The organism is Mycobacterium sp. 1081908.1 (assembly GCF_001673535.1).
Lineage (GTDB): Bacteria > Actinomycetota > Actinomycetes > Mycobacteriales > Mycobacteriaceae > Mycobacterium.
The window spans coordinates 1-13,421 of sequence record NZ_LZLY01000129.1 but is presented as its reverse complement, the minus strand read 5'-3'; the positions used below and the strand labels follow the sequence as shown (position 1 = coordinate 13,421).

The following is a 13,421-nucleotide window of genomic DNA, read 5'->3' as shown; positions in this document are numbered from 1 at the left end:
TGCGCTGGATCGGCTGCTCATTGCAACTCGGCCGGGCTCGATGGCGGACACCCTGGCCGACGCGGGAGCCCAGCTGCGGCGCCTGTCGACCCAGGTGGATCGCCACATGCCGGACATCGGCCCGACGGAGGAAGTCGGGGCGCCCAGGCAGGCGCTTTTCGACGCCTTGACCGGTTTTTTGCGGCGCCTGGCCATCGATCGTCCAATCGCGTTGATCCTCGACGACCTGCACTGGGCGCAGCTGCCCACCCTCGTGATGCTCGAACGCGTCCTGATCGGCTGCGCCGATGTCCGGATGCTGGTGGTCGCCACCTTCCGGTCGACCGAACCGGACCGCTCCGACGAGCTCACCACCCGGCTGGCCGAGCTGCACCGCTTCGACGGGGTGCGGCGCCTGGACCTCGCCGGGCTGGACACCGAGGCGATCGCCGAGTTCGTGAGGCGAACCCAGCAGCTGGGCTCCCGCGTCGGCCAGGGTGTCCGCCATCGAGCCCGGCCGAGTTGCAATGAGCAGCCGATCCAGCGCCTCGGCGAACGGCGCGTACGGCACGTCCGCGTCGGCCGTCGAGCTCCCGACGAGCACCGCGACGCCGTGGTCGGCGAGCGTTCCGGCCACCTCGGCCGCCAATCGGGTCTTGCCCGCCCCGGGTTCACCCCCGATGAAGACCGCCTGGCGGTTGCCGCCCTCGACGCGTTCCCAGGCCTGCTCGAACGCGGCAAGCTCCGCGGCGCGGCCGACGAGCGGGCCGCGGCGACGTGCCAGCAGTTCCGCTGGGAGCGGTGGTGGCACCCACTGGGCCGTGGGATCAGCCATGGAATCAAGGTAACCGCGCCGATTTGGCCGGTCGATAGTCAGAACTAACTATCGTTGAAGGCCTCGGAAATGCTTCGTTGTGGTCATGACGCCCGGCCTCGCCGCCTCGTAGCGTCGCGGTATCAAACCTGCGAAGCATCCAGAGGAGGTGCGGGCCATGAGCGTGACCACCGCATCCGATGAACTACGCGGCCGGTTCGGGCCACAGGTGATCCTGCCCCACGACGCCGGATACGACGAGGCTCGGGCGCTGCACAACGCCATGATCGACAAGCGACCCGCGGTGATCGTGCGGTGCGGATCCACCGCCGACGTCGCCGGAGCCCTCGAGTTCGCTCGCGCGTCCGACCTCGCCGTCGCCGTCCGCGGGGGCGGCCACAACGGTCCCGGGTTCGGTTGCGTCGACGGCGGTCTCGTCGTCGACCTGTCGCCGATGAACCGCGTCGACGTGGACCCCGATCGGCGCATCGCCCGCGTCCAGGGCGGCACGACGTGGGCGCAGGTGGACGCCGCGACCCATGCCCACGGCCTGGCGACCCCGGCCGGCATCATCTCGAGCACCGGCGTGGGTGGGCTGACGCTGGGCGGCGGCCACGGCTACCTGACCCGCAAGTACGGCCTGACCATCGACAACCTGCTGGAGGCCGAGGTCGTGCTGGCCGACGGCCGGATGGTGACGGCGTCCGAATCCGAGCACCCCGACCTGTTCTGGGCGCTGCGCGGCGGCGGCGGAAACTTCGGCGTGGTCAGCTCGTTCACGTTCCGGCTACACCCCGTGCACACCGTGATCTGCGGGCCCACCGCCTGGCCCGCATCGGCCACCGCCGACATCCTCAGCTGGTACCGGGACTTCCTGCCCGCCCAGGACGAGGATCTCTACGGTTTCTTCGCGAGCATGACCGTGCCGCCGGCGCCGCCGTTCCCCGAGGCGTTCCACCTGCAAAAGGCCTGCGCCGTGGTCTGGTGCTACACCGGCGATCCCGACCGCGCGGAGGAGGCGTTCGCGCCGGTCCGGCAGATGCAGCCGGCCTTCGAGGGCCTCATGGCGGCACCCTATCCCGCGCTGAACTCCACCTTCGACGCCCTGTATCCCAAAGGGCTGCAGTGGTATTGGCGCGGCGACTTCATCCGGACGGTGCCCGACGCCGCCGTTGCGGCCCACGCCCGCTTCGCCGAGGAACTGCCGACGATGCACTCCACCATGCACCTCTACCCGATCGACGGCGCGGTGCACCGGGTCGGCCAGACGGACACCCCCTGGGCCTACCGGGATGTGAACTTCTCACAGGTCATCGCGGGCGTCGACCCCGACCCGGCGAACGCCGAGGTGTTGAAGCGCTGGACCAAGGAGTACTGGGAAGCCATCCACCCGCACTCGGCCGGAGGCGCCTACGTCAACTTCATGATGGACGAGGGCCAGGACCGGGTCCGCGCCACCTACGGCCCGAATTACCAGCGGCTCAGCGACATCAAGGCGCAATACGATCCGGCCAACGTGTTCCACATCAACCAGAACATCCTGCCCGCCGGATGGCCCGGCGCCGCATAGGCGCCGGAGCGGCGAAACCGGCCCGGGCGGGGGTTCGCGTCCGCATAATCATCGGGTGATGGAAGATCCCCATATCTACCGCCGTCTCGCGCTGCTCGAACAGCAGGTACGCCTGCTCTCGGATCGGCTCGGCGTCCCGTGCCCGACGTTCGGCAGCGACGTGGGCGCGACCGCATCCGGTGTGCTCGAGAACGGAGTGCCGTCGGAAGTCGTCGCGCTCGCCCGCTCCGGGAACGCCATCGCCGCGATCAAGCTGTACCGCGAGCTGACCGGCGCCGGGTTGCGCGAGGCGAAAGAGATCGTCGACAACCTGTAGGCCACTACGGCCGGCGGAACGCGCCGTTCATCCGCCGCTTGAAGGCGCGATCGAAACGTCGGTAGCCGCTGCGCAACGCGTGGCCCGGCCAACCGTCCCCGGTCAGCTCGACGGGCAGCAGCGGGTCGAGCTGAAGATGACGCACCACCGCGATCGACAGCGCGAACTCGTAGGTGAAGCTTTCGGCCGAGTCGTCCCGCCCGTCCGCGTCGAGCGCGGCATCCATGGCGTCGATGAGCGCCCGCGCGTCGTCAGCCCACTCGTCGAGAGAAAAGAGCGATCGCACCCGTTCGGCCGTGACATCGGTGGCGGCCCCGTGAAAGCGGGTGCACTGCTGGTCCACGACGGCCGTCAATGTCGGAAACCGTTGCGGATCAAGGTTGTCCGGGCGGATCCAGACGCCCTCCCGAAGCTCGGCCAGGTGCAGGGCCGTCGCCGCCTTTCTGAGCTCAAGGCGATCGGTCGCCGATCTGCGCTCCAGCGCGACGATCGCGAGCTCCCACGTTCCGTCCCACCGGTGGGCGGCCGCGTCGTCGATCCGCGCCGCCACGTCGACGCGCTGGCGGCGCTCGGAGAGTCGGCCCGCGAGCGCGTAACTGCCGTCGTCGGCGGTCAGTTCGCCGGCGGACACCATCCGCCACAGGCACGTGCGCGCCGCGCCGGGGCTGATGCCGAACAGCGAGGCCACGGCCACCAGTTCTGCCACCGTGAGGCGTCCCCGGTCGGAGCCCAGCAACGCCGACGCCAGCACCGAGCGCGCGCTCAGCGGCCGGGCATCGATCAGCTCACGGGCTCGGAATCGAGGCGGGGCGGGCACGGCTGACAACGGTATCACTAAATCATTGACGCGTGACATACATAGTGTGATACTGACACGCATGAGCTTGCCGACAGAGTCGGTGCTCGCCGACGATGTGGAGATCGTCCGGCGCGTCCTCGCCCATATCGACGCCGGTACCACCGACGAGGGTGACGCCTGGCGGGAGCCGGTCGAAAACTATTTGAATCCAACCCGATTCGCCGAGGAACTCCGGTTGCTCCGCGCGATGCCGAGCGTCTTCGTCCCCGCGGCGGCGATCCCCGACCCGGGCGACCACGTCGAGCGGACCGTCTTCGGCGTGCCCCTGTTCGCCGTGCGGGGGCGCGACCGGCGGGCGCGGGTGTTCCGCAACGCATGCCGACATCGCGGCTTCGCCGTTGTCGAGGAGGCCGGCTGCTCCCGCGCCCTGGTGTGCCGCTATCACGGCTGGACCTATCGCCTGGACGGTTCGCTCTCGCACGTGCCGAACGCCGAGGCGTTCCCCGCCCTGGACCCCGTGACCCGCGGACTGGTCGAGGTCGAAAGCCACGAGGTGGACGGTCTCATCGTCATCGGTGCGCTGAATTCCGGTGCGGGAGCACAGATCCGGGTCGGCGACGCGCTGGCCGCGCTGACGGACGGGGCGGCGTGGCGGGACAAACTGGTGCCGGCGCGCCGGCTGGTGTACGTGGAGTCCACCCCGAAGGCGATGAATTGGAAGGTCCTCGTCGAACAGTTCCTGGAGGGCTATCACATCCGGTCCACGCACAAGGACACCTTCTTCCCGGTGCAATACGACGACCTCAACGTGGTCGAGAGATTCGGTCCGAACAGCCGAATCACGTTCCCGTACCGCAACATTGAGCGGCTGCGTGACCGTCCGCAGAGCAGCTGGACGACGGACGCGCGGGTGACGTATGTGTACCAGCTGTTCCCCAATGTCATGGTGGCGACGTTCCCGGATCTGGTGCTCGTGATCGTGATCGACCCGGTGGACGTCGACCACAGCACGCTCGTCGTGTACACCATGGTCAGGCCGGACTTCGCCGACCGCGCGTCGGCCGACCAGCCGCGCAACCCGGCGGGGGCGGGCAGCTTCATCGCGCGGGGCGCCGTCGAGGACAACGAGATGTCCGAGGGAGTGCAGCGTGGATTACATGCGGGCGCAAACGAATTCGTGGAGTTCGGTCGGCACGAGAGCGCGATCGCGCACTTTCACGCCACGCTTGACGAGCGCCTTGCCGCCATGGCCCGCTGGGAGTCGAACGGTGCCGGCACCGCTACGGCGTTTTGAGGAAGATGTCGTTGAGGGTGACCGTGCGCAGGTCCCGGTCGCGGATGATGTCGACGAGTTGCGGATACACGTGCGTGACCGGCGGGTGGTTCAGGTGGCCGATGACGATGGACTGCGGGGTGAAGTATTGATCGGCCATCTTCACGATGTAGTCCTCGTGGATCAGCGTGGAATCCGACAGCGACCCCGACCACAAAGTGGGGACGGTGTAGCCCAGGTCGGCGGCGACGGCGTCGACGGCGGCGTTGCGCTTCGCGTACGGCGGCCGCCAATACGGTTTCGCTCCGATGCCGTAGGTCTTTTTCAAAAATTGGTCGTTGCGGGTGAGCTGCTGGGCGATCTGGTCCTTGGGCAGCGTGGTCAGGTCCGGGTGTGACCAGGTGTGGTTGCCCAGTTGGATCTGGCCGGAGTCGACCAGCGGCCGGAGCAGGTCCAGGTTCTCGGTCCAGGAGTCGTAGACCCCGTTGACGAAGAACGTCAGCCGGATACCGGTGTCCTTGGCGAACTGCGTGTAGGCGCGCACCACTTCGCTGTTGACGCCGTCGTCGACGGTCAGCGCAAGCAGGTCGCCCTCGCCCGGGATCTTGGTCAGGGCACCGCCACCGGGCAGCGGGATGCGGGCGCTCAGCGGCGGGGGCGGCAACAGGGCGGTCGGCGCCGTCGGGCCGGAGGTTGCCACGTTCGCCGGAGGCGTCTGGGCGAATGTCCGGGGCTGCGGGTCGACCACCAGGCGGGCCGCGCCGACGCCGGCGACGGTGGCCGCGGCCAGCGCCCCGAGGAAACGGCGCCGGTTCAGCTCCGGCGGGGCGCCACTCCCGAAGGGGGGAATGAGGAGTGCGCCCCGATTCCTCGTGGGTCTTTTGCGGTGCGATGCCGGCACACGCGACCCGGTACCCCGGATCCCCGCCCGGTAACCGGGCTCGCCAAACTCCGCCGCCACAGCAGCGAACGGTACCAGTGCCGGTTTGCGGATGCCGGGTTCGTTACAGGAGGGTCAGCTGTGAATTCAGCCTCGAAAAGGTAACGGTCCGGCATCGGCTCGTCAATGGGGCGCGCCGCCGCCGCGCTGCGGCAATGCGACGGGCTCGGTGCCGGGGGTCCCCAGCGTCCCGGCCAGCCACGGCAGCGACGCTGCGAACGCCTGCGCGGCGAACGGCCAATCGTGCCTACCCGGCTGGGTGACCACCGCGCAGGTGATCCCGTTGGCGGTGGCGACGTCGCACAGCGCGTTGGCGGCGGCGTCCTGGCCTTCGGGATTGGCGGCGGGATCGGCGCTGGGAGCGGCGATGGCGGAGTTGGCTTCCTGGGCGACGGCGTGCGGGCCGGGCGACGAGGGAACGTCGAACCATCCCGATAGCCCGGTGTAGCGACCGTGCCGGGTCATGACGGTGGTGGGGTCGAAGGCGGCCCAGGCGGCGCCGTCGCCGCCGAACAAGCGGGCGATGGTTTGGTCCTTCGACCCGACGGCGGGGCTGCGGTCGCCGGCGATGTCGACGAACGCGCTGAACAGCTCCGGATGCATGACCGCCAGGTCGACGGCGCAGGTACCGCCCATCGACCATCCGGCGACGCCCCAATTGGCCCGGTCGGCGCTCACCCCGAAGTTCGAGACGACGAAGGGCACCACGTCCTTCGTCAGGTGATCGGCGGCGTTGCCGCGGGTGCCGTTGACGCATTCGGTGTCGTTGTCGAACGTGCCGGTGGGATCCACGAACACCAGCACCGGCGCGAAGCCGTGATGCTGGGCCGCGAAGTCGTCGATGGCGGTGAATGCGCCGCCCGGGCGCAGCCAGTCGGCGGGGGTGTTGAACGCCGAGCTGATCATCATCACCGCCGGGAGCCGGGGCGGCGGATTGCTGTTGAACCACGCCGGCGGCAGGTACACCAGTTCCTGGCGGTGGGGGAAGTGCGACGCGTCGGAGCTGATCGTCACGGGCACCACGACGCCCTTGGAAGGCTTCGTCCCCTCGAGCTGCATCGCGGTGACCCTCAGGCGATCGATCTGATCGGGCAGGGGCTGCGACGTCAGCTGGTCCCACGCGGCGGCCACGGTGGGGAAGTAGCCGACCCAGCCGTTCAACGCCAGGGCGGCGCACAGCACGCAGAGCGGGACCGAAACCACCGCCAGGCCGCGGCGCCACCAGCGGGCGCCGGGCCATCCCAGCGCCAGCACCGCGACCGCGAGCCCGCTCAACGCGATCCACAGCCAGAGCGACACCGGGGCCGGGTCCCCGGCCACCCCGATCGACGTGATGTACCAGTACGCCAGCGCCGCGCTCAGGGCCGCGACGCCCAGCGCCACGGGAAGCGCCCAGCCACGCCAACGGCGCCTCGTCACACCGATCGCGCCGACGGCCACCAGCAGCGCGAGCGCCTGCACCGCCACCGGCAGCCAGCCATGCAGCAAGGACAGCTGATCGACGAATCGGGGCAACGGCGGTGACCTTCGCTAAATCAAATCTCTTTGCGAATAACCCACCGGCCAAGGCTTGAGAACGCGGCAGGCCAGATCAACTATCCCACAGGATCCTCACCCGTCGTGCCCGCGACGGTGCGCAGTCGCAGGCTGTTGCCGACGACGAACGCGCTGGAGAATGCCATCGCGGCACCCGCCAGCATCGGATTGAGCAGGCCGAGCGCCGCCAACGGGATCGCGGCGATGTTGTAGCCGAAGGCCCAGAGCAGGTTCGTCTTGATCGTGCGCAGCGTCCGCCGGGAGAGGCGGATCGCGTCCACCGCGGCGCGCAGGTCGCCGCGCACCAGCGTCAGGTCCGCGGCTTCGATCGCCACGTCGGTGCCCGTGCCCATCGCGAGCCCCAGATCGGCGCGGGCCAGGGCCGCGGCGTCGTTGACGCCGTCGCCGACCATCGCGACAACCCGGCCCTCGGATTGCAGGCGCTCGACGGCGGCCACCTTGCCGGCGGGTGTCACCCCGGCGACGACGTGCGCGATGCCGACCTGGTCGGCGATGCGCCTGGCGACGCTCTCCTCGTCACCGGTCAGCAGCACCGGGGTCAGTCCCAGGGCCTTGAACCGCCGGATCGCCTCGGCGCTGGTGGGTCTGACGGCGTCGGCGACCACCAGGATCCCGCGGGCGCGGCCATCCCACCCCACGGCGACGGCGATTTTCCCTTCGCCCTCGGCGCGGGCTCTGGCGGCCGACAGCGTCGCGTCGAGATGCTGAGCCCGATCGGCCAGCAGGCCCTCCCGCCCGACGACGACGGCATGGCCGTCGACCACGCCGTGCGCGCCCTGCCCACTGACCGACGCGAACTCCCGGGCCGCGGACAGGGCGCCGAGCTCCGCCTTGGCGGCGCCGGCGATCGCCTGCGCGACGGGATGTTCGGAGGCGTCCTCCACGGCCCCCGCGTAGCGCAGCAGCGTTTCGCGGTCCGCGTGCGGCCCGGCGATCGCGTCGACGAGGGTCATCCTGCCGGTGGTGACGGTGCCGGTCTTGTCGAGCACGATGGTGTCGACCTTGCGGGTCGACTCCAGGACCTCGGGTCCCTTGATGAGCACGCCGAGCTGGGCCGCCCGGCCGGCGCCGACCAACAAGGCGGTCGGCGTCGCCAACCCGAGCGCGCACGGGCAGGCGATGATGAGCACGGCGAGCGCGGCCGTCACCGCCGAGCTGGTGGAAGCGCCGCCGGCCAGCCATGCCGCGAGGGTGGCCACCGCGACGACCATGACGGCCGGGACGAACACGCCGGAGACGCGGTCGGCGAGCCGTTGCACCCTGGCCTTGCCCGATTGCGCCGCCTCGACGAGCCTGGCCATCTGCGCGAGCTGGGTGTCGTCGCCCACGCGGGTGGCCCGCACGGCCAGCCGGCCCCCGGCGTTCACGGTGGCGCCGGTGACGGCGTCGCCCTCGCCGACCTCGACGGGGACGGACTCACCGGTGAGCAGCGCGGCGTCGACCGCGGAGGATCCCGAGACCACGATCCCGTCGGTCGCGATCTTTTCGCCCGGGCGCACCACGAACACGTCGCCAACCGCCAGCTGGCTGACCGGCACACGGGTCTCGGCGCCGTCCCGCAGTACGGCGACGTCCTTGGCGCCGAGCTCGAGCAGGGCCCGCAGCGCGGCGCCCGCGCGGCGCTTGGCGCGCTTCTCGAAGTAGCGGCCGGCCAGGACGAACATGGTGACGCCCGCGGCCACCTCGAGGTAGACGTGTCCCGTCCCGAGCGACAGCGTGTACAGGGAGCCGAGGAAGGCCGCGAGCGTCCCGACCGAGACCAGGGTGTCCATCGTGGCGGCGCCGTGCTTGAGGCTCGCCCACGCGCCGGCGTGAAATGGGCGGCCCGCCCACGCGACGACCGGGGCTGCTAGGGCCAGCGACACCCAGCGCCAGTCGCGGAACTGCAGGGCGGGCAGCATCGCCATCGCGATCACCGGGACGGCCAGAACGACGGCGGCGACCAGGCGGGTGCGCAGCGTCGCCAGCTCGCCGTCGTTCTCGGGCCCCCGCGTTTCGGAAGCGGGCTCCGGTCTAGGGAGTGCCGCGGTGAAGCCGGCCTTCTCGACCTCCGCGATCAGCTCCCGGGCGTCGTATCCCGGGGGCAACGTGACGGCGGCCTTTTCGGTGGCGTAATTGACCTGCGCGCTGACACCGTCGAGCCGGTTCAATTTCTTCTCGATGCGCGCCGCGCACGAGGCGCAGGTCATCCCCCCGATCTGCAGCTCGACGTTGTCGACCGTGTTAGCGTCCGCCGTCACGCGACCAGGACCGCCTGATAGCCGGCCTCGTCGACCGCGCGCAGCACCGCGCTCGAGTCGACGGGAAGGGAACTCCGCACGACGAGCCTGCCCGTGCCCGCGTTGACGTCCACGCGGTCCACGCCGGGGATCCGGCCCACCTCGTCCTTCACGGCGGCCTCGCAGTGCGCGCACGTCATCCCACTGACGCGGTACTCGTGGGTCGCCATGACGCTCCTGCCTAGATGCCCTATGGGCAGCCGTAATCCTGTTATCCGGGCGCCGGTTACCACCGGCCACCCGGGATTGTGTCTGGTCGGCGGTCTCTGCCCGCCGCCGGGCGCCCGATTTTTGCGTTGGCCGGTTACGGATCAGACGTAGCCCACGCCGATGTCGACCGACACCTGGCTGGCGGTAACCAACCTGGACTCGTCGGAGACCAGCCATGCGACCGCATCGGAAATGTCTTCGGGCTGGGCGATGCCGTCGGGCAGCAGCGGTTTGTGCATGCCCCGCAGGTGTGGGTAGCTGTCGGCGGCCGACCGGAGCGCGTCGCGCATCCGGCCGGTGCCCATCGGGGTGGAGACCGCTCCGGGGTTCAAACTGTTGACGCGGATGTTGTACCGGCCGAGCTCGGCGGCGAATGCGCGCGCCATTCCGACGACGGCGTGCTTGCTCGCCGTGTAGTGGACCATGAACGACTGCATGTTGATGCCGGCGGCGGATCCGATGAGGACGATCGAGCCGCCGCGACCGCCGTCGACGATGTGATGAGCGCCGGCCATCACGGTGTTCCAGGTGCCGATCACGTTGGTGTCGATGGTGTCGCGGAACGCTTGCGGGGTGATCCGGTCCCACGGCGCGGGACTGCAGATGCCCGCGTTGGCGACGATGATGTCCAGCCGGCCCAACTCTGTGACGGCCGCGTCGACGGCCGCCGTGAGCGCGTCGAGGTCGCGGATGTCGACCGCCGAGGTGATGACCTTTCGGCCGTTGGCGCTCACCAGACGTGCCGTCTCGGCGAGATCGTCGGGCGTGGGTGAATCGTAGGGAACGCTGGACGGCAACGGCCCGGCGATATCGACCGCGATGATGTCGGCGCCTTCGGCGCTCAGCCGCACCGCGTGCGCGCGCCCTTGTCCCCGCGCGGCGCCGGTAATCAACGCCACCCGTCCCGGAATCGACTGGCTCACCGAACCCCTCTCCGCTGAAGGTCGTTGTTCGAACAGTTGCAAAGGTTCAATCCGGCGAAGCGTAGCGTCGACCTCGCGCCGCCGGATACCCGGAAGGAGACCGTCATGACCGTCAACCTTGTCGACGCGGGTCCCCGACAGGTGAGCCGCTCCGTCGAAGTGGACGCGCCGGCCGCCGAGCTGTACGCGATGGCCGTCGACCCGCGGCGCCACCACGAACTGGACGGATCGGGCACGGTGGGCGACAACATCAGTGTTCCGCCGGAAATGGCTGTGGGATCGAAGTTTTCGACGAAGATGAAGATGTACGGCGTGCCCTACCGCATCACCAGCAAGGTGACGGCCCTCAAACCGAACGAGCTGATCGAATGGCGCCATCCCGTGGGGCACCGCTGGCGCTGGCAATTCGAGTCGCTGTCACCGACGAGGACGCGGGTCACCGAGACGTTCGACTACCGCGAAGCCGGCGCGATCAAGAACGCGCTGAAGTACTACGAGCTGATGGGTTTCCGCAAAGCCAACGCGGAAGGCATCGAGGCGACGCTGGCCAAGCTGCGCGATCGTTACGCGGGGCAGTAGGCGGTCAATCGGTCGCCGGGTCCGCGGCGTCCCACGGGACCACGCCGGACACCCAGTGCGTCAACTGCTCGACCTGATCGTTGCGGTGCAGGTGGCGCGGCGGACTTGCGAAGCTGGAGTACGGCCGGCAGCGGATGACGACGCGGTTCTCCCGGTCGCACATCTCTTCGACGGACGGGCGTGCCTCGTCGGACAGCGGTTGGCCCGACATCCTTCCGGCGACCGCCATCATGACGTCGACGGCAAGGTCGCGGTCGTCATCGAGGGTCGCGTCCGCGTACACCTGCAAGTAGCTGAACGGCCATCGTTCGTCGAGGACGCACAGGCCGATCTTGCTGTCGCGTTCGACGACCCGGGCCTTCCCCCGGCCGGCCATGGTGGACACCAGCAGCTCGTCGGTGTCGGTCGGGATGTAGTAGACGATCGACATGCCCGGGCCGTCGTTGCGACGGCGGTACCCGAACACACACGTTCGATGCGTGCGGACGAATTCGCGCCGCTCCGAAGGGAGCATGTCGCGGTCGGTGGGAGCCGTGTACGGCTCCGGGGCCAGGGGAAGGAGCATGGCGAAAGGTCCTAGCTATCAAAGGGCTTGATCCGGATGGCGGTTAATGGATACAGTGTCTCTATTAATAGGGACCGTGTCAACGCGCCGCATGCGGCCGGGTCTCGGAGGTGCTTGCGTTGAGCGAGGGAGCCCCGGCCGGCCGGTCCCGTGGGCGCCCGGCCCTGCCGCCGGACCGCATCCTGACCGCGGCGCTCGGCCTCGTCGACGAGCACGGCGTCGACGCGCTGTCCATGCGCTCCCTGGCGCAGCGCCTGGGGTCGGGCACCGCCACGCTGTACCGTCACTTCGCCAACCGATCGGAACTGGTCGCGGCGATGGTCGACCGCATGCTCGGTGAGGCCGGCCTGGACGCGGACACGCTAGCCGCGATGTCCTGGCAACAGGGCTGTATATCGTTCGCGCAGAACATGTTCGAGGCGCTGGGACGCCACGGCAATGTCGCATCGCTGTTGATCGGCTACGTGCCGATGGGTCCCAACGCGTTGGCCCAGCGCGAGCGGATTCTGTCGCTGCTGCTCGACAACGGATTCCCGCCCGTGGTCGCCGCCCACGCCTACGCCACGCTGTCGCGCTACGTACTCGGCTTTGCGATCCAGCGATCGGGGTCGACGGCGGCCGAGCAGGACGCCGAGTTGACGGCCGCCTTCCGCGCACTCGACCCGTCCCGCTATCCCGCGACCGTGGCGGTCGCCGACGACCTGCCCGTTCCGCTGGATGAGGAGTTCGCCTACGGCCTGCGGCTCGTTGTCGCCGGGCTGGAGCGATTGGGTCACTGAACCCAATCGTGTCGTCGATCGTGGTCACTTCGGGAACGATTGCCCGACACCGACCTCGCTCGCCGGAAGGACCCCGTCTCGATGATCGACCGCACCGATTCCCCCGCCATCACGCCGCACCGGGTAGCCGAGCTGCTGTCCGGTGCCGGACGGCTGATCAGCCGTTACGGGCTGGTGGTCGTCCTGGCCTGGATCGGGTTCGGCAAGTACGTGAAGATGGAATCCCGGGTGCTCATCGAGCACAGCCCGCTGATGAGCTGGATTTACCACGTGGCCTCCGTGACCACGGTGGCGCGCGGGCTGGGGACCACGGAAATCGTTGCGGCGCTTCTCATTGCGCTGTGGCCGGTGTGGCCGCGCGCATCGGCGGCGGGCAGCGCCCTTGCCGTCGTGCTCTTCATGGGAACGCTGAGCTTCCTGTTCACCACGCCCGGGGTGGTCTCGTACCACGCCGCCGGACTTCCGGTGTTGTCGGCACTGCCGGGCCAATTCCTGCTCAAGGACCTCGTTTTGATCGGCGTTGCGCTCTGGACGCTCGGCGACTCGCTCGCGGCGCGAAAAGCGTTCCCCTGAGCAATTCCTTGGCCGACGCCAGCGTGGCGGCGTAGTCATCCGGGGTCAGGTTCCCGGCCCGGTCCGTCAGCCCGCGAGCCAGCGCGTAGACCGCGTTGACCGCGGCGCCCGAGTCGGTGCCGGTTGGCAACGCTCCGCGCGCCCGGGCGTCGCGAACGACGTCATCGATGGTGTCCCGCAACCCTTTCAGCCCGGTGCGCCCGCGCATGGCGCGCTCGAACGCGGCCAGGTGCGGATACTCGCGCAGCAACCTGCCCAGCTCGTC

The 13,421-nt window shown here is 69.5% G+C and carries 14 protein-coding genes and 1 pseudogene; 6 read left to right on the top strand and 9 right to left on the bottom strand.

Annotation, left to right across the window (positions count from 1 at the left end; all coding sequences use genetic code 11):
• A partial coding sequence (locus A5655_RS29455) for an ATP-binding protein (protein WP_156764966.1) occupies nt 1–814 on the bottom strand: 814 nt, incomplete at its 3' end.
• Nucleotides 815–971: 157 nt separating this feature from the next.
• On the opposite strand from A5655_RS29455, the gene A5655_RS21205 reads away from it, so the two are divergent.
• Both A5655_RS21205 and A5655_RS21200 read left to right on the top strand, forming a co-directional pair.
• Nucleotides 972–2,363 carry an FAD-binding oxidoreductase gene (locus tag A5655_RS21205; protein ID WP_067013413.1) on the top strand — a complete coding sequence of 464 codons (1,392 nt, stop codon included), beginning with the start codon at nt 972–974 and terminating at the stop codon, nt 2,361–2,363.
• 58 nt (nt 2,364–2,421) lie between these two features.
• Nucleotides 2,422–2,679: a ribosomal protein L7/L12 gene (locus A5655_RS21200; RefSeq protein WP_067013411.1), complete on the top strand. Its 258-nt coding sequence runs from the start codon at nt 2,422–2,424 to the stop codon at nt 2,677–2,679.
• Nucleotides 2,680–2,683: 4 nt separating this feature from the next.
• Here the strand turns inward: A5655_RS21200 and A5655_RS21195 are convergent, their stop codons facing one another.
• Nucleotides 2,684–3,496, bottom strand: a complete 813-nt coding sequence (locus tag A5655_RS21195) for a PaaX family transcriptional regulator C-terminal domain-containing protein (RefSeq protein WP_231999226.1) — start codon at nt 3,494–3,496, stop codon at nt 2,684–2,686.
• Nucleotides 3,497–3,557: 61 nt separating this feature from the next.
• Between A5655_RS21195 and A5655_RS21190 the strand changes: the two genes are divergently transcribed.
• Nucleotides 3,558–4,772, top strand: a complete 1,215-nt coding sequence (locus tag A5655_RS21190) for an SRPBCC family protein (protein ID WP_197508760.1) — start codon at nt 3,558–3,560, stop codon at nt 4,770–4,772.
• On the opposite strand, the gene A5655_RS21185 is transcribed toward A5655_RS21190, so the two are convergent.
• The 5 genes from A5655_RS21185 to A5655_RS21165 all read right to left on the bottom strand — a co-directional run bounded on the left by A5655_RS21185 (nt 4,759) and on the right by A5655_RS21165 (nt 10,660).
• Nucleotides 4,759–5,568 (bottom strand): polysaccharide deacetylase family protein, encoded by an 810-nt coding sequence (locus A5655_RS21185; protein WP_067013424.1) that lies wholly within the window; start codon nt 5,566–5,568, stop codon nt 4,759–4,761. The genes A5655_RS21190 and A5655_RS21185 overlap by 14 nt on opposite strands.
• Before the next feature lie 246 nt (nt 5,569–5,814).
• Entirely contained in the window at nt 5,815–7,206 is a 1,392-nt protein-coding gene (locus tag A5655_RS21180; RefSeq protein ID WP_067013406.1) for an alpha/beta hydrolase family protein, read from the bottom strand.
• 80 nt (nt 7,207–7,286) lie between these two features.
• Entirely contained in the window at nt 7,287–9,488 is a 2,202-nt protein-coding gene (locus A5655_RS21175; protein ID WP_255362020.1) for a cation-translocating P-type ATPase, read from the bottom strand.
• On the bottom strand, nt 9,485–9,697 hold the full coding sequence (locus A5655_RS21170) for a heavy-metal-associated domain-containing protein (RefSeq protein WP_067013404.1): 213 nt from the start codon (nt 9,695–9,697) through the stop codon (nt 9,485–9,487). The genes A5655_RS21175 and A5655_RS21170 overlap by 4 nt, the downstream gene beginning before the upstream one ends.
• Nucleotides 9,698–9,838: 141 nt before the next feature.
• Nucleotides 9,839–10,660 (bottom strand): mycofactocin-coupled SDR family oxidoreductase, encoded by an 822-nt coding sequence (locus A5655_RS21165; protein ID WP_067013402.1) that lies wholly within the window; start codon nt 10,658–10,660, stop codon nt 9,839–9,841.
• Between the two features lie 105 nt (nt 10,661–10,765).
• Between A5655_RS21165 and A5655_RS21160 the strand changes: the two genes are divergently transcribed.
• Entirely contained in the window at nt 10,766–11,239 is a 474-nt protein-coding gene (locus A5655_RS21160) for an SRPBCC family protein (RefSeq protein WP_067013420.1), read from the top strand.
• Nucleotides 11,240–11,243: 4 nt separating this feature from the next.
• On the opposite strand, the gene A5655_RS21155 is transcribed toward A5655_RS21160, so the two are convergent.
• On the bottom strand, nt 11,244–11,804 hold the full coding sequence (locus tag A5655_RS21155) for a pyridoxamine 5'-phosphate oxidase family protein (RefSeq protein WP_067013400.1): 561 nt from the start codon (nt 11,802–11,804) through the stop codon (nt 11,244–11,246).
• A 119-nt stretch (nt 11,805–11,923) separates the two neighbouring features.
• Here A5655_RS21155 and A5655_RS21150 point away from each other — a divergent pair, with 119 nt between their 5' ends.
• Both A5655_RS21150 and A5655_RS21145 read left to right on the top strand, forming a co-directional pair.
• Nucleotides 11,924–12,583 (top strand): TetR/AcrR family transcriptional regulator C-terminal domain-containing protein, encoded by a 660-nt coding sequence (locus A5655_RS21150; RefSeq protein WP_067013418.1) that lies wholly within the window; start codon nt 11,924–11,926, stop codon nt 12,581–12,583.
• 81 nt (nt 12,584–12,664) lie between these two features.
• Nucleotides 12,665–13,156: a DUF417 family protein gene (locus A5655_RS21145; RefSeq protein ID WP_067013416.1), complete on the top strand. Its 492-nt coding sequence runs from the start codon at nt 12,665–12,667 to the stop codon at nt 13,154–13,156.
• On the opposite strand, the pseudogene A5655_RS28895 reads toward A5655_RS21145, so the two are convergent.
• Nucleotides 13,080–13,421, bottom strand: a pseudogene (locus A5655_RS28895) (hypothetical protein); the annotation flags it as partial. The gene A5655_RS21145 and the pseudogene A5655_RS28895 overlap by 77 nt on opposite strands.